This is a genomic window from Kitasatospora sp. NBC_00374 (genome assembly GCF_041434935.1).
Taxonomy (GTDB): domain Bacteria; phylum Actinomycetota; class Actinomycetes; order Streptomycetales; family Streptomycetaceae; genus Kitasatospora.
The window spans coordinates 3,102,815-3,125,597 of the sequence record NZ_CP107964.1 but is presented as its reverse complement, the minus strand read 5'-3'; the positions used below and the strand labels follow the sequence as shown (position 1 = coordinate 3,125,597).

Genomic DNA, 22,783 nt, shown 5'->3' with positions numbered 1-22,783 from the left:
TTGCTTCAGTGAGCCGGTCCTACTTGATGTCCGCCTGTTGGTGGGTTGATGGTGGGTGTCTGGTCGTTGTTTGAGAACTGCACAGTGGACGCGAGCATCTGTGGCCAAGTTTTTAAGGGCGCACGGTGGATGCCTTGGCACTAGGAACCGATGAAGGACGTGGGAGGCCACGATAGTCCCCGGGGAGCCGTCAACCAGGCTTTGATCCGGGGGTTTCCGAATGGGGAAACCCGGCAGTCGTCATGGGCTGTCACCCATACCTGAACACATAGGGTATGTGGAGGGAACGCGGGGAAGTGAAACATCTCAGTACCCGCAGGAAGAGAAAACAACCGTGATTCCGGGAGTAGTGGCGAGCGAAACCGGATGAGGCTAAACCGGAGTGGTGTGAGACCCGGCAGGGGTTGCCACTTCGGGGTCGTGGGAAAGTTCTTCAGTCGTCTGCCGGCGGCTGGGTGAGTCAGAAACCGTATGGGTAGTCGAAGGACATGCGAAAGGTCCGGCGTAGAGGGTAAGACCCCCGTAGACGAAACTTGTACGGCTCACTTGAGCTTCTCCCAAGTAGCACGGAGCCCGAGAAATTCCGTGTGAATCTGGCGGGACCACCCGCTAAGCCTAAATATTCCCTAGTGACCGATAGCGGATAGTACCGTGAGGGAATGGTGAAAAGTACCGCGGGAGCGGAGTGAAATAGTACCTGAAACCGTGTGCCTACAAGCCGTGGGAGCGTCGGATGTGCAGCTTGCTGTGTGTCTCGTGACTGCGTGCCTTTTGAAGAATGAGCCTGCGAGTTTGCGGTGTGTAGCGAGGTTAACCCGTGTGGGGTAGCCGTAGCGAAAGCGAGTCCGAATAGGGCGGTTGAGTTGCATGCCCAAGACCCGAAGCGGAGTGATCTAGCCATGGGCAGGTTGAAGCGCGGGTAAGACCGTGTGGAGGACCGAACCCACCAGGGTTGAAAACCTGGGGGATGACCTGTGGTTAGGGGTGAAAGGCCAATCAAACTCCGTGATAGCTGGTTCTCCCCGAAATGCATTTAGGTGCAGCGTCGTGTGTTTCTTGCCGGAGGTAGAGCACTGGATAGGCGATGGGCCTCACCGGGTTACTGACCTTAGCCAAACTCCGAATGCCGGTAAGTGAGAGCACGGCAGTGAGACTGTGGGGGATAAGCTCCATGGTCGAGAGGGAAACAGCCCAGAACACCGACTAAGGTCCCTAAGCGTGTGCTAAGTGGGAAAGGATGTGGAGTCGCAGAGACAACCAGGAGGTTGGCTTAGAAGCAGCCACCCTTGAAAGAGTGCGTAATAGCTCACTGGTCAAGTGATTCCGCGCCGACAATGTAGCGGGGCTCAAGTACACCACCGAAGTCGTGTCATTCACATATATAGGCCCAACGGCTGTGTGGATGGGTAGGGGAGCGTCGTGTGCCGGGTGAAGCAGCGGAGGAATCCAGTTGTGGACGGTACACGAGTGAGAATGCAGGCATGAGTAGCGATACAAGAGTGAGAAACTCTTGCGCCGATTGACCAAGGGTTCCTGGGTCAAGCTGATCTGCCCAGGGTAAGTCGGGACCTAAGGCGAGGCCGACAGGCGTAGTCGATGGACAACGGGTTGATATTCCCGTACCCGCTTTGAAGCGCCAACGTCGAACCTCTTGATGCTAAGCCCGTGAAGCCGGCCCGGAGTCTTCGGACAAAGGGACGTGGTGGAGCCGGTGACCCAACAGGGTAGTAGGTGAGCGATGGGGTGACGCAGGAAGGTAGTCCAGCCCGGGCGGTGGTTGTCCCGGGGTAAGGGTGTAGGCCGAGTGATAGGCAAATCCGTCACTCATTGAGGCTGAGACCTGATGCCGAGCCGATTGTGGTGAAGTGGATGATCCTATGCTGTCGAGAAAAGCCTCTAGCGAGTTTCATGGCGGCCCGTACCCCAAACCGACTCAGGTGGTCAGGTAGAGAATACCGAGGCGTTCGGGTGAACTATGGTTAAGGAACTCGGCAAAATGCCCCCGTAACTTCGGGAGAAGGGGGCCATTCCTGGTGACGAGTCTTGCACTCCGAGCTGGGGGTGGCCGCAGAGACCAGCGAGAAGCGACTGTTTACTAAAAACACAGGTCCGTGCGAAGCCGTAAGGCGATGTATACGGACTGACGCCTGCCCGGTGCTGGAACGTTAAGGGGACCGGTTAGTCACATTTCGGTGTGGCGAAGCTGAGAACTTAAGCGCCAGTAAACGGCGGTGGTAACTATAACCATCCTAAGGTAGCGAAATTCCTTGTCGGGTAAGTTCCGACCTGCACGAATGGCGTAACGACTTCTCGACTGTCTCAACCATAGGCCCGGTGAAATTGCATTACGAGTAAAGATGCTCGTTTCGCGCAGCAGGACGGAAAGACCCCGGGACCTTTACTATAGCTTGATATTGGTGTTCGGTTCGGCTTGTGTAGGATAGGTGGGAGACTTTGAAACCCAAACGCCAGTTTGGGTGGAGTCGTCGTTGAAATACCACTCTGGTCGTGCTGGATGTCTAACCTGGGTCCGTGATCCGGATCAGGGACAGTGTCTGGTGGGTAGTTTAACTGGGGCGGTTGCCTCCTAAAGAGTAACGGAGGCGCCCAAAGGTTCCCTCAGCCTGGTTGGCAATCAGGTGTTGAGTGTAAGTGCACAAGGGAGCTTGACTGTGAGACTGACGGGTCGAGCAGGGACGAAAGTCGGGACTAGTGATCCGGCGGTGGCTTGTGGAAGCGCCGTCGCTCAACGGATAAAAGGTACCCCGGGGATAACAGGCTGATCTTCCCCAAGAGTCCATATCGACGGGATGGTTTGGCACCTCGATGTCGGCTCGTCGCATCCTGGGGCTGGAGTAGGTCCCAAGGGTTGGGCTGTTCGCCCATTAAAGCGGTACGCGAGCTGGGTTTAGAACGTCGTGAGACAGTTCGGTCCCTATCCGCTGTGCGCGTAGGAGTGTTGAGAAGGGCTGTCCCTAGTACGAGAGGACCGGGACGGACGAACCTCTGGTGTGCCAGTTGTCCTGCCAAGGGCATGGCTGGTTGGCTACGTTCGGGAGGGATAACCGCTGAAAGCATCTAAGCGGGAAGCCTGCTTCGAGATGAGCACTCCCACCTCCTTGAGAGGGTAAGGCTCCCAGTAGACGACTGGGTTGATAGGCCGGATATGGAAGCCCTGTGAGGGGTGGAGTTGACCGGTACTAATAGGCCGAGGGCTTGTCCTCAGTTGCTCGCGTCCACTGTGTTGTTCTGAAACAACGACCCCAGCCAGGTTTGGTCACATGGCTGGTGCGGTTGACAGTTTCATAGTGTTTCGGTGGTCATAGCGTGAGGGAAACGCCCGGTTACATTCCGAACCCGGAAGCTAAGCCTCAAAGCGCCGATGGTACTGCAGGGGGGACCCTGTGGGAGAGTAGGACGCCGCCGAACAATCTTTCAGAGAAGCCCCTCCCGGGTCACCCGGGAGGGGCTTCTCGCATTTCCGGACCGGACCGGACCGCACCGGCGTTTCCGGGCCGGCACGACGGCTTCATCGGGCTCACACTCCGCGCCTCCGACTGAGACGTGTAAGGGGGCGTGAGGCGTGTCTACTACCGACGGGCATCGGACTCGGTGCCGTCCGGAGGCGCGGGTACTGCGGGGCACAGGGGACTCCGCAGCACCCGCGGTCGCCGTCCGGGGGTTTTCTTCCGTCGAGGGAACATTCGTTGACCCGCTTCCGGCCGGGCTGGAACTCTGTGGGTGTGAGCCAAGCCGAGAGCCTTGTGGGCCGCCTGCACGTCGATCTTCGACGGCACGCGAGCGCCCTCTGTGCCGTCTGTCGCTGACCGACCCGGGTCGGTGTCCCGCCCCGCCCGCTGACCGGTCGGGTGGGCGCCGCCGAGGCTGACCCCGGCCGCCGCCCGGATGCGGTGTCTTCTTCTCTCGCGTCTCACCTGTCCCGCCCGTGGCCCTGCCGTGCCTGTTGCCCGGCGGCCCCGGTCGTCGCGTCCTCCCACTGCTGCTCGACCGGCCGTCCCGTCGTCGGGGCCGCCCGCCGGGTGCGGTGTCCGCTGTCCTCTGCGAAGGAATCCCCCCATGCCCGCCGCCTCCCGCCGCCAGTTCCTGTCCCTTGCCGCCCTGGGTGTCGCGGCCGCCGCCTGCGGGCGGGCCGACGCGTCCGGTGGAGGGGGAAACGAGACGAAGAAGATCAGGTACCAGGGCTGGGCCGGGCAGGTGACCCTGCCCGAACTCGCCGAGGACCTCGGCTACTTGGGTGATGTGAAGCTGGAGTGGGTGGGCAACACGATCAGCGGGCCACAGGACATCCAGTCGGCCGCGACCGGTCAGACCGACTTCGGCGGCGCTTTCAACGGCGCGGTGGTCAAGCTGATCGGTGCCGGCGCCCCGGTGAAGTCGGTGATCAGCTACTACGGCGTGGACCAGGCCGCCTACAGCGGGTACTACGTGCTGGAGGACAGCCCGATCCGCGGGGCCCGCGACCTGCTCGGCAAGAAGGTCGCGATGAACACCCTCGGCGCTCACAGCGAGGCGCTGCTGGACATCTATCTCCAGCGCAACGGCCTGTCGCCGGCCGACATCGCGAAGGTGGAGCCCACCGTGCTGCCGCCGGTGAGCACCGAGCAGGCACTGCGGCAGAAGCAGGTCGAGGTCGCCGTGCTGGGCGGGGTGCTCCGCGACAAGGCTCTGGCGGCCGGCGGGGTCCGGCCGCTGTTCAGCGACTTCGACCTGCTCGGGGCGTTCAGCGCCGGCACGTTCGTGATGACCAACCGCTTCCTGAAGGAGAACCCCACCACCTCCCGGACCTTCGTCACGGGGGTGGCCAAGGCGATCGAGTGGAGTCGGAGCACGCCGCGCGAGCAGGTGATCGCCCGCAGCGTGGAGATCGTCAAGCGCCGCGGACGCAACGAGGACCCGGCCGCCCTGCAGTACTGGAAGTCGTTCGGGGTGGCGGCGGCCGGCGGCCGGATCTCCGACCAGGACTTCCAGCTGTGGATCGACTGGCTGGTCGCGCACGGCGACCTCAAGGCGGGTCAGGTCAAGGCCGGAGACCTGTACTCCAACGACTTCAACGGCCTCGCCGGCCAGTCCGCTCCGGCGGACGCCGCCGCCTCCCCGTCTGCCAGCAGGAGTTGAGCGATGAGCGCACAGATCTCCTTCCGTGCCGTCAGCAAGACCTTCCCCGTCCGGGGCAGGGCGGGCGCCCGCAGCGCGCAGGCGGACTTCGTCGCCGTCGACCGCGTCGATCTCGACATCGCCGCAGGGGAGTTCACCGCCCTGGTCGGGCCCAGCGGCTGTGGCAAGTCCACCCTGCTCGACCTGCTGGGCGGGCTGACCCGGCCGAGCTCCGGCCAGATCCTGCTCGACGGACGGCCGGTCACCGGCCCGGGGCCGGACCGCAGCACGGTGTTCCAGCAGTACGCCCTGCTGCCGTGGCGCACCGCCCAGGGGAACGTCGAGTTCGGCCTGGAGGCGATCGGCGTACCGCGCCGCCAACGGGCCGCGCGGGCACGGGAGTACCTCGACCTGGTCGGCCTGACCGGCTTCGAGGACCGGCACCCGCACGAGCTGTCCGGCGGCATGAAGCAGCGGGTGGCGATCGCCCGCAGCCTCGCGTACGACCCGGAGGTGCTGCTGATGGACGAGCCGTTCGCCGCCCTGGACGCCCAGACCAGGGAGTCGCTGCAGGGGGAGTTGCTGCGGATCTGGGAGCGGACCGGGAAGACGGTGCTGTTCATCACGCACGGCATCGAGGAGGCGGTCTACCTGGGGCAGCGGGTGGCGGTGATGACGTCCCGGCCGGGCCGGATCAAGCAGGTCGTGCCGATCGAGCTCGGTGACCGGCAGCAGGACCGCGACCTGCGCTCCAGCCCCGAGTTCGCGCGGTACCGGCACGAGATCTGGAATCTGCTGCACGACGAGGTCAGTCGGGCCCAGGAGTTGGAGAGGGAGGTCAGCCCGGTATGAGCACGGACATCAGCACGGCGGTCGACACCGCGGAGCGGCTCGCCGGCCGGACCGCACCCGAGCAGCCCGAACAGCCCGAGCAGCCCGAGCAGCCCGGGCCGGCCGCGCCATCCGCCGCGCGCCGGCCGGCCCGGGTGGCCGGCCTGCTGCTCGGCGTCCTGACCAAGACCGCGGCGATCGCGGTCCTGCTCCTGGTCTGGGAGCTGGCCCCACGCTTCGACCTGGTCGACCGGACGTTCCTGCCACCGTTCAGCGAGGTGCTGGACGCCTGGTTCGGCCTGCTCGACAACGGGCAGCTGGCGAGCAACACCCAGGCCAGCCTGAGCCGTTCGCTCACCGGCTTCGGCCTCTCGGTCCTGATCGGCGTGCCGCTGGGTCTGCTGATCGGCTGGTACCGGCCGCTGGCCACGCTGCTCGGCCCGCTGCTCGAACTCTTCCGTAACACCGCCGCGCTCGCGCTGCTGCCGGTGTTCGTGCTCATCCTGGGCATCGGCGAGACCTCGAAGATCTCCATCGTGCTGTACGCCTGCGTCTGGCCGATCCTGCTGAACACCATCAGCGCGGTGCGCAGTGTCGATCCGACACTGCTGCGGCTGGCCCGTTCGCTCGACCTGTCGGCGCCGAGGCTGTTCCAGAAGGTGATCGTGCCGGCCTCGGTGCCGGTGATCTTCACCGGGATCCGGTTGGCCGGGGCGGTGTCGATCCTGGTGCTGGTGGCCGCCGAGATGGTCGGCGCCAAGGCCGGACTGGGCTATCTGATCAACGCCTCCCAGTACAACTTCGCCATCCCGCAAATGTACGCGGGCATCGTCACCATCTCCGTCATCGGGGTGGCCTTCAACCAGCTGCTGGTGGCGCTGGAGCGCCGGTTCACCGCCTGGCGGGCCCCCCTCAACAGCTGAGGAGCACCGTGTGAGCACGCATCAGGAGGAACTCACCGCCGACGTCCTGGTGGTGGGCGGCGGGCCGGCCGCCACCTGGGCGGCGCTGGAGGCGGCGCGGGCCGGCGCCGACGTCCTGCTCGTCGACAAGGGCTACTGCGGTACCAGCGGCGCGACCGCGGCGGGCGGGACGGGGGTCTGGTACGTGGCACCCGACCCGCAGGCCCGGGAGGCCGCGATGGCGAGCCGCGAGGCCCTCGGCGGCCATCTGGCCGACCGGGGCTGGATGGGCAGGGTGCTGGAGCGCACCTACGCCGCGATGAACGAGCTGGCCGAGACCGGTGGCTACCCCTTCCCGACCGGCCCGGACGGCCGGCAGCTGCGCAACGGCCTGCAGGGGCCGGAGTACATGCGGCGGATGCGGATCCGGGTCCGCCGGGCCGGGGTGCGGATCCTCGACCAGAGCCCGGTCACCGAGCTCCTCACCGCGGCCGACGGATCGGTGGCCGGCGCGGCCGGGTACCGCCGCCAGGCCGGGCACCCGTACCGGGTGCGGGCCGGCGCGGTGGTGCTGGCCACGGGCGGTTGCGCGTTCCTCAGCAAGGCGCTCGGTACCGACACCGACACCGGGGACGGCGCGCTGTACGCGGCCGAGGTGGGCGCGGAGCTGTCCGGGATGGAGTTCTCCAACGCGTACGGCATCGCCCCGGAACACACCTCCGTCACCAAGACGGCGTTCTACTCCTTCGCGACCTTCTACCGCGCGGACGGGGACGTCCTGGAGGGGGCGGCGAGCCAGGGCGGTCGGTCGGTGATCGCCCGGGAGCTGCTCACCGGCAAGGTGTACTGCCGGCTGGACCGGGCCGACGCGGCGGCCCGGCAGGCCATGCGGCTCGCCCAGCCGAACTTCTTCCTGACCTTCGACCGGCTGGGCATCGACCCGTTCACCGAGCGCTTCGCCGTCACGCTGCTCGCCGAGGGCACCGTGCGCGGTACCGGCGGGATCCGGATCGCGGGTGAGGACTGCCGCACCACGGTGCCCGGCCTGTACGCGGCCGGGGACGCGGCGACCCGCGAGCTGATCTGCGGCGGATTCACCGGCGGCGGCAGCCACAACGCGGCCTGGGCGATGTCCTCCGGCAGTTGGGCCGGGCGCGGTGCGGCCGGGTACGCCAGCCGCCTCGGCAGCCGTCGGCACACCCGCCGGGTCCGGCCGGCCGGGGGTGCGGGGCTGCGCCCCACCGGCGGGAGCTCGGAGCTCTCGTACCGGGAGGTGGTCGCGGCCGTGCAGGGCGAGGTGCTGCCGTACGAGAAGAACTACCTGCGGCACGGCCAGGTCCTCACCGAGGCGCTGACCGTGCTGGACGGCACCTGGCAGCGGCTGCGCTCGGGTCTGTACGGCACCGGCCGGGACACGATCCGGGCCCGGCAGGCCGCCGCGCTGGCCGCCAACGCCCGCTGGATGTACCGCTCGGCGCTGGCCCGGACCGAGAGCCGGGGGATGGCCCGGCGCGCCGACTTCCCCGAGCAGGACCCCGCCCAGCACCACCGGATCGCCACCGGCGGTCTGGACGAGGTGTGGACCCGACCCCTGAAGGAGCCCGTGTGATCGAACTCGTCTCCGCCGACCGGTGCATCGCCTGCGACAGGTGCATCAGGGTCTGTCCGACCGACGTCTTCGAGCGGGGCGCCGACGGCATCCCGGTGATCTCCCGTCAGTCCGACTGCCAGACCTGCTTCCAGTGCGAGGCCAACTGCCCGGTCGACGCCCTCTTCGTGTCGCCCCGCACCCATCCCGAGCCGCAGGACGAGCAGCGCCTGGCCGAGGCAGGACTGCTCGGCAGCTACCGCGCCCGGATCGGCTGGGGCCCGGGCCGTACCCCGGGCGCGCTGCGCGCCGTCGGCCCGGTCCTCGGACCCGCGCCCATCACCTCCTGACCCCTCCCGGCTTCTCCTCATCCCCTGGTTCCGCCTCAGTCTCAGTGAAGGGACACCGCACGATGACCAGTTTCGAGATCCACAAGGTCGGTGGCCGGATCGGCGCCGAGATCACCGGCCTCGACCTCGCCGGGCCGCTGGACGAGACCACCGTCAAGGGCCTGAACGACGCGCTGCTCGCCCACAAGGCGCTGTTCTTCCGCGGCCAGAGCCTGGACGACGACGGGCAGACCCGCTTCGCGGCCCGGTTCGGCAGCCTGACCACCGCCCACCCGACCGTGCCCTCCCTGGAGGGGCAGCCGAACGTGCTGCCGGTGGACGGCGAGGAGGGCCGGGCCAACCGCTGGCACACCGACGTCACCTTCGTCCGCACCCCGCCGAAGGCGAGCACCCTGCGCAGCCTGGTCGTTCCCCCGTACGGCGGCAACACCCTGATCGCCGACACGCAGGGCGCCTACCGGGACCTGCCCGAGGCGCTGCGGGAGTTCGCCGACCGGCTGTGGGCGGAGCACACCAACGACTACGACTACGCCGAGGGCAAGCCGCTCGACGAGGCCGCCGCCGAGCGGCGCCGGGTCTTCACGGCGCGCCGGTACCGCACCGCGCACCCGGTGGTCCGGGTGCACCCGGAGACCGGGGAGCGGGGCCTGTTCATCGGCGGGTTCGCGGACCGGATCGTCGGCCTGCCGGGCGATGCCTCGCGTGACCTGCTGCGCACCCTGCAGGCGTACGTGACCCGGCCGGAGAACGTGGTGCGCTGGCGCTGGGCGGGCGGCGACGTGGTGCTGTTCGACAACCGGGCCACCCAGCACTACGCGCCGGACGACTACGACGACCTGCCGCGCAGGCTGCACCGGGTGACGGTGGCGGGCGACGTCCCGGTCGGTGTCAGCGGCGAGTCCAGCTACCTGATCGAGGGGGACGAGGCGACGCACTACACGTCCTGACCGTCCTGAGCGACGGAAAGTGCGCCGCGAGGCCCCTCCCGACCTCGCGGCGCACGTCTGTGGGGGTCAGCCGCTGTGGCGGCCGACCGGTCGGGGCAGGCCGTAGTGCTCGCGCAGGGTGCGCCCGCGGTAGCCCTCGCGGAACAGGCCGCGCGCCCGCAGGATCGGCAGCACCTGCTCGACGAAGTCGGTCAGGCCGTCGGGCAGGATCGGCGGCATGATGTTGAAGCCGTCCGCGGCTCCGTGCGTGAACCAGTGCTCGATGTGGTCGGCGAGCTGCTCGGGTGTGCCGACGACCACCTGGTGACCGCGTCCGCCGCCCAGCCGGCCGACCAGTTGGCGCAGCGTCAGCCGGTCCCGTTCGGCGAGGTCGCGGATCAGCTCGAACCGGCTCTTGGCGCCGTTGATCTCGGTGACCGGCGGCAGCGGCGGGAGCGGGGCGTCCAGCGGGTGGTCGGTCAGGTCGACGCCCAGCACGGTGGAGAGCACGCCGATCGCCCGGGCCGGGTTGATCAGGTCGTCCAGCTCCTGGTCCAGCGCCTTGGCCTCGGCCTCGGTGGAGCCGAGCACCGGCACGACCCCGGGCAGCACCTTGAGGCCGGCCGGGTCGCGGCCGGCCGCCGCGGCCTGCCGCTTGAGGTCGGCGTAGAAGGACTGTCCCTCGGCCAGCGTCTGCTGGGCGGTGAACACGGCCTCCGCCCAGCGGGCGGCGAAGGCGCGGCCGTTGTCGGAGGAGCCGGCCTGCACCAGCAGCGGGTGGCCCTGCGGGCTGCGCGGGATGTTGAGCGGGCCGCGGACCTTGAAGTGCTCGCCGACGTGGTCGATCTCGTGCACCCTGGCCGGGTCGGCGAAGGCGCCGCTCTCCCGGTCCAGCAGCAGCGCGCCGTCCTCCCAGCTGTCCCACAGCGCGGTGGTGACCCGCAGGAACTCGTCGGCCCGCCGGTAGCGCACCGCGTGCTCCTGATTGGCGTCCCGGCCGAAGTTCTGCGCGGCGCGGTCGCCGGCCGAGGTGACGATGTTCCAGCCGGCCCGGCCGTGGCTGATGTGGTCGAGCGAGGCGAACTGCCGGGCCAGGTTGTAGGGCTCGGAGAAGCCGGTGGAGACGGTGCCGATCAGGCCGATCCGCTCGGTCACCACGGCCAGTGCGGTGAGCAGGGTGAACGGTTCGAAGTGGCTGATCAGGCCCCAGCCGCCGTCGGAGCGGGCCTCGACGCCGTCGGCGAGGAAGACCGAGTCGAAGGAGGCGGCCTCGGCGGCCTGGGCCAGGTGCTGGAAGTGCGCGATGTCGGCGGCCCGGTGCGGGTCGGTCCGCGGGTGGCGCCAGGCCGCCTCGTGGTGGCCGACGCCCATCAGGAACAGGTTGAAGTGCAGCTGGCGGTCGCTTTCGGGCATGGCGGGCAGCTCCGGATTCGGAGGGAGGAAGGGGTCACCGTTCATCCTTCCGGGGGCTCCGTGGGCCGACAACGATTCGCCAGGCGGGGGAATTAATGCGGTGTTGACGGCGCGGCAGCATCAGCCGGCCCGGGCCGTCCGCAGTTCCATCGGCCGCTGGTAGGCGCTGTCGAGGACCCCGGCGCAGGCCGCCACGGCGAGCACCTCCATGCCGAAGGAGGCGGCGGTGACCAGCTGGGTCGGTTCGGCACGGGTGTGCCGCAGGACCTGCTCCCTGAGGTGGCCGACGAGGGACGGCACCGCCGTCAGCCCGGCCTCGCTGACCACCAGCACCTCCGGGTTGAGGACGTCGATGAGCAGGGCGGCGGCGGGGGCGGTGAGCGTCAGCCGCTCCTTGAGCAGGCCGAGTGCCTCGGTGTCCCCGCCGGCCGCCAGCCGCAGCAGCAGGTCGAACTCGGGTGCCGGGATCAGGCCCCGGGCGTGGGCCCGGCGGGCGACGGTGTCCTGGGCGACGGTGGCCTCCAGGCAGCCCGTGCGGCCGCAGGAGCAGGGCTCGGTGGAGCCGGGCACGGGGAGGTGGCCGATGTCGCCGGCGCGGGAGCGGCGGCCGCGCAGCACGGTGCCGCCGGTGGCGATGGCGGCGTCCACCACGTTCCCGACGAACAGCTCGACCAGCTCGGTCGCGCCGCGGCCGGCGCCGAACAGCAGCTCGGCGCGGGCCAGCGCGCGGGCGTGGCTCTCCAGGTGGACGGGCAGCCTGGTGACGCCTTTCAGGAGCTCCCGGACCGGTACGTCGCGCCAGCCCAGCGGGCCGTGCTGGACCACGGTGCCGCGCTCGGAGTCGACCCAGCCACCGGTGACCACGCCGAGGCCGAGCAGCGACCGGCCGGCCGCCCGGCGGCCGACGAAGCCGGGCAGGTGGGCGCGGACCGTCCGCAGGACGTCCGCGGCGTCCCCCCGGCGGGGCAGCCGCTCGTGGGCGACCACGCGGCCGCGCAGGTCCAGCAGGCCGAAGGTGAGCCAGGGGACGCCGATGTGCACGCCGGCGGCCAGGTGGTGCCGGGTGTCGATGTCCAGTGGCAGTTGGGGGCGGCCGGCCCTGGGCGGGCCGTCCTCGGGCGGCAGTTCGCGCAGCAGGCCGAGCGCGCTCAGGTCGGCGGTGTGCCGGGAGACCGCGGCCGGGCTGAGCTCGGTGGCGCGGCCGACCGCGGACCGGGTCAGCGGGCCGCCCGCCAGGACCGCGCGCAGGACCGCGCCGGCGCCGCCGCCCTCGGCGGGCAGCGGGGTGCGGCCGAGTGTGGGAGGAGCGACCAGGGAGAGCATGCGGTCGATTGTCCCGGCGGGGTGTTGCACCACGGTGGCGGCGGCGTGAAGCGCACCCGAGCCGTCAATATCGCGCTAAATCCGCGCCCGAACCGTTCTGATCAGCGGATATTCATCCGGAAGGCCGTAGGGTCGAAGGCGGCGAACGGGTGTCCGGGGGCACACCTCCCGGACCGGACCAAGAATGGTGCGCATGGCACGCGGCAGGCTGCGGATCTACCTCGGGGCGGCGCCCGGGGTCGGCAAGACGTACGCCATGCTGGCCGAGGCGCACCGCAGGCTGGGCCGCGGCACCGACCTGGTGGTCGGCCTCGTCGAGGACCACGACCGCCCGCTGACCGCCGCGCTGGCCCAGGGACTGGAGGGCGTCCCGCGCCGCCGGCTGACCCACCGGGGCGCCGACTTCGGCGAACTGGACCTGGACGCGCTGCTGGCCCGCAGCCCGCAGGTCGCCCTGGTGGACGAGCTGGCGCACACCAACATCCCCGGCTGCCGCAACGCCAAGCGCTGGCAGGACGTCGAGGAGCTGCTGGCGGCCGGCATCGACGTGATCTCGACCGTCAACATCCAGCACCTGGAGTCCCTCGGCGACGTGGTCGAGGGCATCACGGGCGTCCGCCAGCGCGAGACCGTCCCCGACGAGGTGGTCCGCCGGGCCGACCAGATCGAGCTCGTCGACATGTCCCCGCAGGCGCTGCGCCGCCGTCTCGCCCACGGCAACGTCTACGCCCCGGAGAAGATCGACGCCGCGCTCGCCCACTACTTCCGCCCCGGCAACCTGACCGCGCTGCGCGAGCTGGCCCTGCTCTGGACGGCCGACCGGGTCGACGAGTACCTCCAGCGCTACCGCGCCGAACAGGGCATCCAGGGCACCTGGCAGGCCCGGGAGCGGATCGTGGTCGGCCTGACCGGCGGCCCCGAGGGCGCGACGCTGATCCGCCGGGCCGCCCGGATCGCCGACCGCGGCTCCGGCGGCGAGCTGCTGGCCGTGCACATCTCCCGCTCCGACGGCCTGGCGGCCGGCGGCTCACCGCAGTCGCTGATCGAGCAGCGGGCGCTGGTGGAGAGCCTGGGCGGGACCTTCCACACCGTCCTCGGCGACGAGCCGGCGGGCGGCCTGCTGGACTTCGCCCGCGGGGTCAACGCGACCCAGATCGTGCTGGGCATCAGCCGCCGCAGGCCCTGGCAGTACGTCTACGGGCCGGGCGTCGGCGCCACCGTCACCCGCGGTTCCGGCGACATCGACGTCCACATGGTCACCCACGAGCACGCGGCGGGCGGCCGCGGCCGGCTCCCGGTCCGGCGGGTCACCGACCTCGGCCGGACCCGGACGGTGGCGGGCTGGCTGATCGGCGTGGCCGGGCCGCCGCTGCTGGCCCTGCTGCTCACCCAGGTCCACGCCTTCGGGCTCTCCACCGACATGCTGCTGTTCCTGTCGCTGACCGTCTGCGCGGCGCTGGTCGGCGGGCTGTACCCGGCCGTCGCCTCCGCGTTGATCGGCTCCAGCGCGCTGAACTACTGGTTCACCCCGCCGCTGCACACCTTCACCATCTCCGAACCGCAGAACATCCTCGCGGTGGCGATCTTCACCGCCGTGGCCATCGCGGTCGCCTCCGTGGTCGACCTGGCCGCCCGCCGCACGCACCAGGCCGCCCGCAACCAGGCCGAGGCGCAGACCCTGAGCGCCCTGGCCGGCACCGTGCTGCGCGGCGCCCCCACCGGCGAGGCGCCGTTCACCGACGAGAGCCTGCTGACCGCCCTGCTGGACCAGGTCAGGGAGACCTTCCAGCAGGAGTCCGCCGCCCTGCTGGAGCGCCCGGACGAGCGAGCCCCCTGGCAGCTCACCGCCGCCAGCGGCATCGACCCGCCGGCCCGGCCCGAGCAGGCCGACGTCGACGTGCCCGTCGGCGACCACCTCGCACTGGCGCTGCGCGGCCGGGTGCTGCCCGCCGAGGACCGGCGGCTGCTCGGCGCCTTCGCCGCCCAGGCCGCCGTACTGCTGGACCGCCGCCGGCTGGCCGGTGAGGCCGCCGCCGCCCGCCGGGAGGCCGAGGGCAACCGGATCCGGACCGCGCTGCTCGCCGCCGTCTCGCACGACCTGCGGACGCCGCTGGCGGGCATCAAGGCCGCCGTCAGCTCGCTGCGCTCCGAGGACGTCGAGTGGGGCGAGGAGGACGAGGCCGAGCTGCTGGCCGGCATCGAGTCCGGCGCCGACCGGCTGGACCACCTGATCAACAACCTGCTCGACATGAGCCGGCTGCAGACCGGCACGGTCACCCCGCTGATCCAGCCGACCGACCTGGACGAGGTCGTCCCGTACGCGCTCGGCGGCGTCCCGCCGGAGGGCGTGCGGCTGGACGTGCCGGAGAGTCTGCCGATGATCCACGCCGACGCCGGGCTGCTGGAGCGCGCCCTCGCCAACCTGATCGAGAACGCGGTCAAGTACAGCCCCGACGGCCGACGGGTGCTGGTGAAGGCCGACGCGCTGCACCCGGCGGGGACGCGGGCCCGGGTCGAGCTGCGGATCGTCGACCGCGGACCGGGCGTACCGGAGGAGGCCCGGGAACGGATCTTCGCCCCGTTCCAGCGCTACGGCGACGCCCCGCGCGGCGCCGGCGTCGGTCTCGGCCTGGCCGTCGCCCGCGGCTTCGTCGAGGCGATGGGCGGTACGGTCACTGCCGAGGACACCCCGGGCGGCGGGCTCACCATGGTGGTCACCCTGCCTGCCGTCGACCTGCCCGACCACCGACCGATGCCGACCCGAAAGGCGGAGCCCGTATGACCCGGGTCCTCGTCGTGGACGACGAACCGCAGATCGTCCGCGCCCTGGTGATCAACCTGAAGGCCCGCAAGTACGAGGTGGACGCCGCGCACGACGGTGCGAGCGCGCTGGAGCTGGCCGCCGCCCGTCACCCCGACGTGGTCGTGCTGGACCTCGGCCTGCCCGACATGGACGGCGTGGACGTGATCCGGGGCCTGCGCGGCTGGACCAGGGTGCCGATCATCGTGCTCTCGGCCCGGCACGCCTCCGACGAGAAGGTGGAGGCGCTGGACGCCGGCGCCGACGACTACGTCACCAAGCCGTTCGGCATGGACGAGCTGCTGGCCCGGATGCGGGCCGCCGTCCGCCGCGCCGAGCCGGTGGCCGGGGAGGACGACGCCGTGGTCGCCACCGCGACCTTCACCGTCGACCTGGCCGCCAAGAAGGTCAACCGGGACGGTGTCGACATCCGGCTCACCCCGACCGAGTGGCACCTGGTGGAGGTCCTGGTCCGCAACTCCGGCCGGCTGGTCAGCCAGACCCAGCTGCTCCAGGAGGTCTGGGGGCCCGCCTACCACAAGGAGACCAACTACCTGCGGGTCTACCTCGCCCAGCTGCGCCGGAAGCTCGAGGTCGACCCCTCGCACCCGCGCCACTTCATCACCGAGCCGGGCATGGGCTACCGCTTCGAGGCGTGACCGGGCCCACCACGCTGACCAGGAGCCCTGCCGCCGGAGGCGGCAAAACCGGTACCCTTCCGGCATGAGTGGTGACAACAGCAGCGTGCAGCCGCAGAGCCGGTTCCGGCGGATGCTCAGCCGCCTGACCTCCTCCCCGGAGGAGCTGGAGGCGGAGGAGCTGCGGCAGGACACCGCGGAGTCCGGGTGCACTCCGATAGCGAGCTGCGGGGACCGTGAGGTGGTCACCGTGGCGGGCACCCTGCGCACCGTGACGCTCCGGCCCCGGGCCGGCGTACCCGCCCTGGAGGCGGAGCTCTTCGACGGCAGTGACGCGCTGGACGTGGTCTGGCTCGGCCGTCGCTCCATCGTCGGCATAGAGCCGGGCCGCCGGCTCATCGCCAGCGGCCGGATCAGCCATGCACGCGGCCGTCGCGTGCTCTTCAATCCTCGTTACGAGCTGCGTCCGGTCGGACACGGGAGCGAATCAGCGTGACCAACCTGCCCGGCGGCGATCCCGCCGCCCGTACCGCCGACTTCGCGAAGCCCGCGGACTTCGAGAAATACGTGGACCACACGCTGACCGAGACGGTCGTGGGGTCGGCGGCCGAGCAGTGGGAGGCCTCCGAGGCCGACCGCAAGGCAGCGGACGAGGCAGCCTCCAAGGAGGCGGCCGAGACCGTGATGAAGGCCTTCGGCGGCGTCCGCGGGATGATCGACATGACCCTTCCGGGTCTGGTCTTCATCCTCACCTTCAACATCACCCACCAGGTGAGCGCCGCGGCCTGGGCCGCGCTCGGGCTGAGCGCGCTCTTCGTGGTGGTCCGGCTGGTGCGCCGGGAGACCATCCAGCACGCCTTCAGCGGCGTGTTCGGCGTGGCGATCGGCGCCTGGATCGCGATGAAGACCGGCAAGGCGGAGGACTTCTACCTGCCCGGCCTGCTCTACAACGTCGGCTACTGCCTGGCGCTGGCCGTCTCGGCGCTGGTCCGCTGGCCGCTGGTCGGCCTGATGCTCGGACCGGTCACCGGCGAGATGTTCACCTGGCGGACGCAGAACCCCGGCCGGCTGGCCGCGTACACCAAGGCCACCTGGGCCTGGGTGATGATCATGGGCATCAAGCCGGTGATCCTCTTCCCGCTGTACTTCACCCACAACACCACCCTGCTCGGCTGGCTCAAGACGGCGCTGGGCATCCCGGCACTGGTGCTCGCCATGTACGTCACCTGGCGGATCCTGCTGAAGGCCCCCGCACCGATCAAGGCCGAGATCGAGGACTGACCGCACGACCGGCCGTACGGCTGAGGGGCGGTACCCGACCGGGTACCGCCCCTCAGCCGTACGCCGGGACCTACTGCGCGCCGGCCTCGGCGGACAGCAGGTCCTCCAGCTCCTCCTCGCGCTCCTGGGCGGCCACGAAGAGCAGCTCGTCGCCGCCCTCCAGGGTGTCGTCCTTGGCCGGCACCAGCACCCGGCCCTCGCGGATGATGCTGACCAGCGCGGTGTCCACCGGCCACTGGACGTCCCCGACCCGGGTGCCGACCAGCTCGGCGTCGCCCGCCAGGGTGAGCTCGACCAGGTTGGCGTTGCCCTGGCTGAAACGCATCAGCCGGACCAGGTCGCCGACGCTCACGGCCTCCTCGACCAGCGCCGACATCAGGCGCGGGGTGGAGACGGCGACGTCGACGCCCCAGGACTCGTTGAAGAGCCACTCGTTCTTCGGGTTGTTCACCCGGGCGACCACCCGCGGCACGCCGTACTCGGTCTTGGCCAGTAGCGACACGACCAGGTTGACCTTGTCGTCGCCGGTGGCGGCGATCACCACGTGGCAGCGCTGCAGGGCGGCCTCGTCCAGCGAGGTGATCTCGCAGGCGTCCGCCAGCAGCCACTCGGCCATCGGGACCCGCTCCACGGAGATGGAGTTCGGGTTCTTGTCGATCAGCAGGACCTCGTGGCCGTTCTCCAGCAGCTCGCCCGCGATCGAGCGGCCGACCGCGCCGGCTCCGGCAATGGCGACTCGCATCAGTGACCCTCCTCCTCGGGGCCCTGCGCGAACGCGGCCTCGACCGACGCCAGCTCGGAGCGGCGCAGCATGACGTGGACCAGGTCGCCCTCCTGGATCACCGTCGACGGCGTGGGCAGGGTGCCCTCGCCCAGCCGGGTCACGAACGCGACCCGGACGCCGGCGGCCTCCTCCAGCGAGCCGATCTTGTGCCCGACCCAGGCGGGGGAGAAGGCGACCTCGGCCATCTGCACGCTGCCGCTCGGGTCCTGCCAGAGCGGCTCGGCGCCGCTCGGCAGCAGCCGGCGGAGCATCTGGTCGGCCGTCCAGCGGACGGTGGCGACGGTGGGGATGCCCAGGCGCTGGTAGACCTCGGCGCGCCGGGGGTCGTAGATCCGGGCCGCGACGTGCTCGACGCCGAAGTTCTCCCGGGCCACCCGGGCGGCGATGATGTTGGAGTTGTCACCGCTGGAGACGGCGGCGAACGCGCCGGCCTCCTCGATGCCCGCCTCGCGCAGGGTGTCCTGGTCGAAGCCGACCCCGGTCACCCGCCGCCCGTTGAATCCGGCGCCCAGCCGGCGGAAGGCCGTCGGGTCCTGGTCGACCACGGCGACCGAGTGACCCTGTTTCTCGAGCGCTCTGGCGAGGGCCGAGCCCACGCGGCCGCAACCCATGATGACGATGTGCACGGGACGCTACCTCACCCTGTCCGTTGGGCTATTGACCTGCGCAAACACCGCTCATCATCCTTCCGCGCCCTGCTCTCGGGGGCGATCCGTCGGCTACGCACTTCCTGTGGCGTACCGGGTTACTGCCGGGGCAACTGGAGTGTTGCCCGCAACCTCATCATCCGACACGCTAGCCGGTCGGCCGAACGCAGGCTCGACCAAGGGGGCACCGGTCGTCGGCTCCGCTGTCGGCAGCCCCTACGATTCCTTGATGTGCCTATGCCTGCTGACCTACCGAAACGCATCCTGATCGGACGCGCGCTGCGCAGTGACAAGCTGGGAGAGACCCTGCTGTCCAAGCGCATCGCGCTTCCGGTGTTCGCGTCCGACGCCCTCTCCTCGGTCGCCTACGCCCCCGAGGAGATCCTGCTCACCCTGTCCCTTGCCGGGGCCTCGGCGATCCACTTCTCCTGGCAGATCGGCGTCGTCGTCGCGGTCGTGATGCTCGCGGTGGTCGCCTCGTACCGGCAGAACGTGCACGCGTACCCGAGCGGCGGCGGCGACTACGAGGTCGCCACCGTCAACCACGGCCCGAACTCCGGCCTGGTGGTGGCCAGCGCGCTGCTGGTCGACTACATCCTCACCGTGGCGGTCTCCACCACCTCCGGGGTGGCCAACGTGGTCTCCGCGGTGCCCTCGCTGCGCGGCCACGAGCTGGGGCTGTCGGTCGTCGTGGTGATCGTGCTGATGGGCATGAACCTGCGCGGCGTCCGGGAGTCCGGCAGCGCGTTCGCCGTGCCCACCTACGCCTTCATGGTCGGCGTGATCGGCATGGTGGTCTACGGCGCCGTCCGGTACTTCGGCTTCGGCCAGACGATGGACGCGGAGAGCGCCGGCTTCCACCTGCAGCCGACCCCGGGCAACGAGTCGCTGGCCGGCTTCGCGATGGTCTTCCTGCTGCTGAAGGCGTTCTCCTCGGGCTGTGCCGCACTCACCGGTGTGGAGGCGATCTCCAACGGCGTGCCGGCCTTCCGCAAGCCGAAGAGCAAGAACGCCGCCACCACGCTGCTGCTGATGGCCTCGATCGCCGTGGTGATGTTCATGGGCATCATCTGGCTCGCCCGGCTGACCGGTGTGCAGATGGCCGAGGAGCCCGCCACCCAGCTGGTCGGCGCCCCTGCCGACTACCACCAGAAGACGGCGCTGGCGCAGATCTCCGAGTCCGTCTTCTCGAACTTCACCCCGGGCTTCTACTTCGTCGCCGCGGTCACCGGCCTGATCCTGGTGCTGGCCGCCAACACGGCCTTCAACGGCTTCCCGGTGCTCGGCTCGATCCTGGCCCAGGACCGCTACCTGCCGCGCCAGCTGCACACCCGCGGTGACCGCCTGGCCTTCTCCAACGGCATCATCCTGCTGGCCGCCGCGGCGATCCTGTTCATCGTCGCGTTCGACGCGGACCCGACCCGGCTGATCCAGCTCTACATCGTCGGCGTCTTCGTGTCGTTCAACATGAGCCAGTCCGGCATGATCCGGCACTGGACCAGGCTGCTGCGCACCGAGACCGACCCGAAGAAGCGCGCCCACATGCAGCGCAGTCGGGCGATCAACACCTTCGGCCTGGTGATGACCATGGCCGTGCTGATCGTCGTGCTGGCCACCAAGATCAGCCACGCCTGGATCGCCATCGCCACCATGGTGGTGCTGTTCGTCATGATGAAGGCGATCCGCCGCCACTACGAGCGGGTCTCCGCCGAGCTGGTCGCCGCCGAGGAGCCGGACGACGTGGTGCTGCCCACCCGGGTGCACGCCATCGTGCTGGTCTCCAAGCTGCACAAGCCCGCGCTGCGCGCCCTCGCGTACGCCCGGCTGGCCCGCGCCGGCACGCTGGAGGCGGTGAGCGTCAACGTCGACCCGGTGGACACGGCCGCGCTCCGCAAGGAGTGGGACGAGCGCGGCATCGAGGTACCGCTCAAGGTGCTCGACTCGCCGTACCGCGAGATCACCGGCCCGGTCCTGGAGTACGTCAAGAACCTGCGCCGCTCCAGCCCCCGCGACGTGGTGTCGGTGTACATCCCGGAGTACGTGGTCGGCCACTGGTACGAGCACCTGCTGCACAACCAGAGCGCACTGCGGCTCAAGGGACGACTGCTGTTCAAGCCCGGGGTCATGGTGACTTCCGTACCCTGGCAGTTGGAGTCCTCCGAGCGGCGCAAGCCGCAGAAGGCATGGTCCGCTCCGGGCGCCGTCCGTCGCGGCGAGCCCCGGCACCGGCCCGCGCAGAGCTCCGACGACCAGCAGCGCCCGGGTACCGACCCGGGCAAGGACTCCGCCCCGCTCGCGTAAGAACGACCCGCACCGCTCGCGTTAGGACGCATGCCAGTGACCCGCAACACCCCGCCCCGCTCATCCGGCCGGCCGAGCCGGCCCGGCGCCAAGTCCGGCGCCAAGCCGGGGCAGGTGGCCCACCCGCGCTGGGGCGCCCGGCCCGCCCGGCCCGCCGCAACCGACCGCGACGGCTTCACGGCGCAGACCGCGCCGCTGGCGCCGGGCGAGTCCGAGCGGCCCGAGGACCGGCCCACGGTCGTGCCCAAGGCCGCGATCAAGGGCGGCCCGAAGTCCGCCTCGAAGGCGAAGCTCGAAGCCGGGAAGGCCGGTGCGGCAGGCAAGGGCGCGCCGGGCAAGGGCGCGGCCGGCAAGGGTGCCGCGGCCGGGGGCGGCGACCGTACGGCGGCGTCCCCGGCGCAGCAGGCGCCCAAGGCACGGCAGCCGCGCAAGCAGCCCGTCCGCCCGCCCAAGGCGCTGCGCACCGGCGAGCCCGTCCAGAAGGCACCGGCCGGTGACCCGCTGGTCGGCGAGCGGTACGAGGTCGAGGTCGGCGCGGTCGCGCACGGCGGCGGGCACTGCGTGGCCCGGCACGAGGGCCGGGTGATGTTCGTCCGGCACGCGCTGCCCGGCGAGCGGGTGATCGCCGAGGTCACCGACGGCACCACGAAGTCCCGCTTCCTGCGGGCCGACGCGGTGGAGATCCTGGAGCCCGCCAAGGAGCGGATCAGCCCGCCGTGCCCGTTCTCGGGCCCCGGCAAGTGCGGCGGCTGCGACTGGCAGCACGTCACCCCGGGCGGCCAGCGCAAGCTCAAGGGCCAGGTGCTCACCGAGCAGCTCGCCAAGCTCGCCGGGCTCACCCCGGCCGAGGCGGGCTGGGACGGCAGCGTCGAGCCGGTCGGCGGCAAGCTCCCGCCCGGCGAGGTACCCGCCTGGCGCACCCGGGTCCAGTACGCGGTCGACCCGGCCACCGGCTCGGTGGGCCTGCGCAAGCACCGGTCGCACGACATCCAGCCGGTCGACCGCTGCCTGATCGCGGCCGAGGGCGTCACCGAGCTGGGCATCGAGTCGCGCGAGTGGCCGGGCGTCGCCTCGGTCGACGTCATCGCCGCCACCGGCTCCTCCGACCGCCAGGTGGTGCTCGTTCCCGCTCCGGGCGCGCAGCTGCCGCTGGTCGAGCTGGACCGGCCGGTCTCGATCTCCCGGATCGACGAGCACGACAACTTCCACCGGGTGCACGGCCGCACCTTCGTGCGCGAGGTGGCCGCGGGCCGTACCTGGCGGGTCTCCAACGGCGGCTTCTGGCAGATCCACCCCGAGGCCCCGGACACCCTGGTCTCGGCGGTCCTGGACGGCCTCGACCCGCAGTGGGGCGAGAGCGCGCTCGACCTCTACTGCGGCGTCGGCCTGTTCGCCGGGGCACTGGCCGAGCGGGTCGGCGAGGACGGCGCGGTGCTCGGCATCGAGTCCTCCAAGCAGGCCGTCGTCGACGCCCGGCACAACCTGGCCGCGCTGGAGAACGTCCAGATCGAGTGCGACAAGGTCGAGACGCTGCTCCCGCGGACCGGGATCACCAACACCGACCTGATCGTCCTCGACCCGCCGCGCGCGGGGGCCGGCCGCGAGACCGTCGCGCACCTGGCCGGGCTGGAGGCCCGCCGGATCGCGTACGTCGCGTGCGACCCGGCGGCGCTCGCCCGGGACCTGGCGTACTTCCGCGAGGGCGGCTACCGGCCGGTCTCGCTGCGGGCCTTCGACCTGTTCCCGATGACCCACCACTTCGAGTGCGTGGCCATCCTGGAGCCGGTCGCGGGCTGACCGGCGGCAGGCGGCGGACTGCGGAGACCACGGACGGCGGGTGCGGGAGGCGACTGCGGCACCCGCCGTCCGGCGTCCGCGGGGGCG

At 70.4% G+C, this 22,783-nt stretch carries 16 protein-coding genes and 2 rRNA genes; 14 read left to right on the top strand and 4 right to left on the bottom strand.

Annotated elements, in window-relative coordinates:
* The first annotated feature begins 102 nt into the window (after window positions 1–102).
* The 8 genes from OG871_RS14005 to OG871_RS13970 all read left to right on the top strand — a co-directional run bounded on the left by OG871_RS14005 (window position 103) and on the right by OG871_RS13970 (window position 9,733).
* Window positions 103–3,224, top strand: a 23S ribosomal RNA gene (locus OG871_RS14005).
* 88 nt (window positions 3,225–3,312) lie between these two features.
* A 5S ribosomal RNA gene (gene rrf, locus OG871_RS14000) occupies window positions 3,313–3,429 on the top strand.
* A gap of 648 nt (window positions 3,430–4,077) precedes the next feature.
* Window positions 4,078–5,136: an ABC transporter substrate-binding protein gene (locus OG871_RS13995; protein WP_371497083.1), complete on the top strand. Its 1,059-nt coding sequence runs from the start codon at window positions 4,078–4,080 to the stop codon at window positions 5,134–5,136.
* A 3-nt stretch (window positions 5,137–5,139) separates the two neighbouring features.
* Complete coding sequence (locus OG871_RS13990; protein WP_371497082.1) at window positions 5,140–5,967, top strand: ABC transporter ATP-binding protein; 828 nt, start codon at window positions 5,140–5,142, stop codon at window positions 5,965–5,967.
* Window positions 5,964–6,869 (top strand): ABC transporter permease, encoded by a 906-nt coding sequence (locus tag OG871_RS13985; RefSeq protein ID WP_371497081.1) that lies wholly within the window; start codon window positions 5,964–5,966, stop codon window positions 6,867–6,869. The genes OG871_RS13990 and OG871_RS13985 overlap by 4 nt, the downstream gene beginning before the upstream one ends.
* A 10-nt stretch (window positions 6,870–6,879) precedes the next feature.
* Window positions 6,880–8,457, top strand: a complete 1,578-nt coding sequence (locus OG871_RS13980) for an FAD-dependent oxidoreductase (protein WP_371497080.1) — start codon at window positions 6,880–6,882, stop codon at window positions 8,455–8,457.
* Complete coding sequence (locus OG871_RS13975) at window positions 8,454–8,786, top strand: ferredoxin family protein (RefSeq protein ID WP_371497079.1); 333 nt, start codon at window positions 8,454–8,456, stop codon at window positions 8,784–8,786. Before OG871_RS13980 ends, OG871_RS13975 begins: the two co-directional genes overlap by 4 nt.
* Before the next feature lie 62 nt (window positions 8,787–8,848).
* Complete coding sequence (locus OG871_RS13970; RefSeq protein WP_371497077.1) at window positions 8,849–9,733, top strand: TauD/TfdA dioxygenase family protein; 885 nt, start codon at window positions 8,849–8,851, stop codon at window positions 9,731–9,733.
* Between the two features lie 66 nt (window positions 9,734–9,799).
* Here the strand turns inward: OG871_RS13970 and OG871_RS13965 are convergent, their stop codons facing one another.
* Both OG871_RS13965 and OG871_RS13960 read right to left on the bottom strand, forming a co-directional pair.
* Complete coding sequence (locus OG871_RS13965) at window positions 9,800–11,125, bottom strand: LLM class flavin-dependent oxidoreductase (RefSeq protein WP_371497076.1); 1,326 nt, start codon at window positions 11,123–11,125, stop codon at window positions 9,800–9,802.
* 120 nt (window positions 11,126–11,245) lie between these two features.
* The gene (locus tag OG871_RS13960; protein WP_371497074.1) at window positions 11,246–12,448 is read right to left on the bottom strand and encodes an ROK family protein; all 1,203 of its coding nucleotides are present in this window, start codon (window positions 12,446–12,448) and stop codon (window positions 11,246–11,248) included.
* Between the two features lie 193 nt (window positions 12,449–12,641).
* Between OG871_RS13960 and OG871_RS13955 the strand changes: the two genes are divergently transcribed.
* From OG871_RS13955 to OG871_RS13940, 4 genes are all read left to right on the top strand, one after another.
* Window positions 12,642–15,230: an ATP-binding protein gene (locus tag OG871_RS13955; protein WP_371497073.1), complete on the top strand. Its 2,589-nt coding sequence runs from the start codon at window positions 12,642–12,644 to the stop codon at window positions 15,228–15,230.
* The gene (locus OG871_RS13950; RefSeq protein ID WP_371497072.1) at window positions 15,227–15,907 is read left to right on the top strand and encodes a response regulator; all 681 of its coding nucleotides are present in this window, start codon (window positions 15,227–15,229) and stop codon (window positions 15,905–15,907) included. Before OG871_RS13955 ends, OG871_RS13950 begins: the two co-directional genes overlap by 4 nt.
* Window positions 15,908–15,971: 64 nt before the next feature.
* The gene (locus tag OG871_RS13945) at window positions 15,972–16,382 is read left to right on the top strand and encodes an OB-fold nucleic acid binding domain-containing protein (RefSeq protein WP_371497070.1); all 411 of its coding nucleotides are present in this window, start codon (window positions 15,972–15,974) and stop codon (window positions 16,380–16,382) included.
* Window positions 16,379–17,167, top strand: a complete 789-nt coding sequence (locus OG871_RS13940) for a DUF3159 domain-containing protein (protein WP_371497069.1) — start codon at window positions 16,379–16,381, stop codon at window positions 17,165–17,167. Before OG871_RS13945 ends, OG871_RS13940 begins: the two co-directional genes overlap by 4 nt.
* Window positions 17,168–17,237: 70 nt before the next feature.
* Here the strand turns inward: OG871_RS13940 and OG871_RS13935 are convergent, their stop codons facing one another.
* Window positions 17,238–17,909, bottom strand: coding sequence for a TrkA family potassium uptake protein (locus tag OG871_RS13935; protein WP_371497068.1), 672 nt, complete (start codon window positions 17,907–17,909; stop codon window positions 17,238–17,240).
* On the bottom strand, window positions 17,909–18,577 hold the full coding sequence (locus OG871_RS13930; protein ID WP_371497067.1) for a TrkA family potassium uptake protein: 669 nt from the start codon (window positions 18,575–18,577) through the stop codon (window positions 17,909–17,911). The genes OG871_RS13935 and OG871_RS13930 overlap by 1 nt, the downstream gene beginning before the upstream one ends.
* Window positions 18,578–18,835: 258 nt before the next feature.
* Here OG871_RS13930 and OG871_RS13925 point away from each other — a divergent pair, with 258 nt between their 5' ends.
* Both OG871_RS13925 and OG871_RS13920 read left to right on the top strand, forming a co-directional pair.
* Window positions 18,836–20,899, top strand: a complete 2,064-nt coding sequence (locus OG871_RS13925; RefSeq protein WP_371497066.1) for an APC family permease — start codon at window positions 18,836–18,838, stop codon at window positions 20,897–20,899.
* A gap of 456 nt (window positions 20,900–21,355) precedes the next feature.
* Entirely contained in the window at window positions 21,356–22,696 is a 1,341-nt protein-coding gene (locus tag OG871_RS13920; RefSeq protein WP_371503303.1) for a class I SAM-dependent RNA methyltransferase, read from the top strand.
* Window positions 22,697–22,783: the final 87 nt, after the last annotated feature.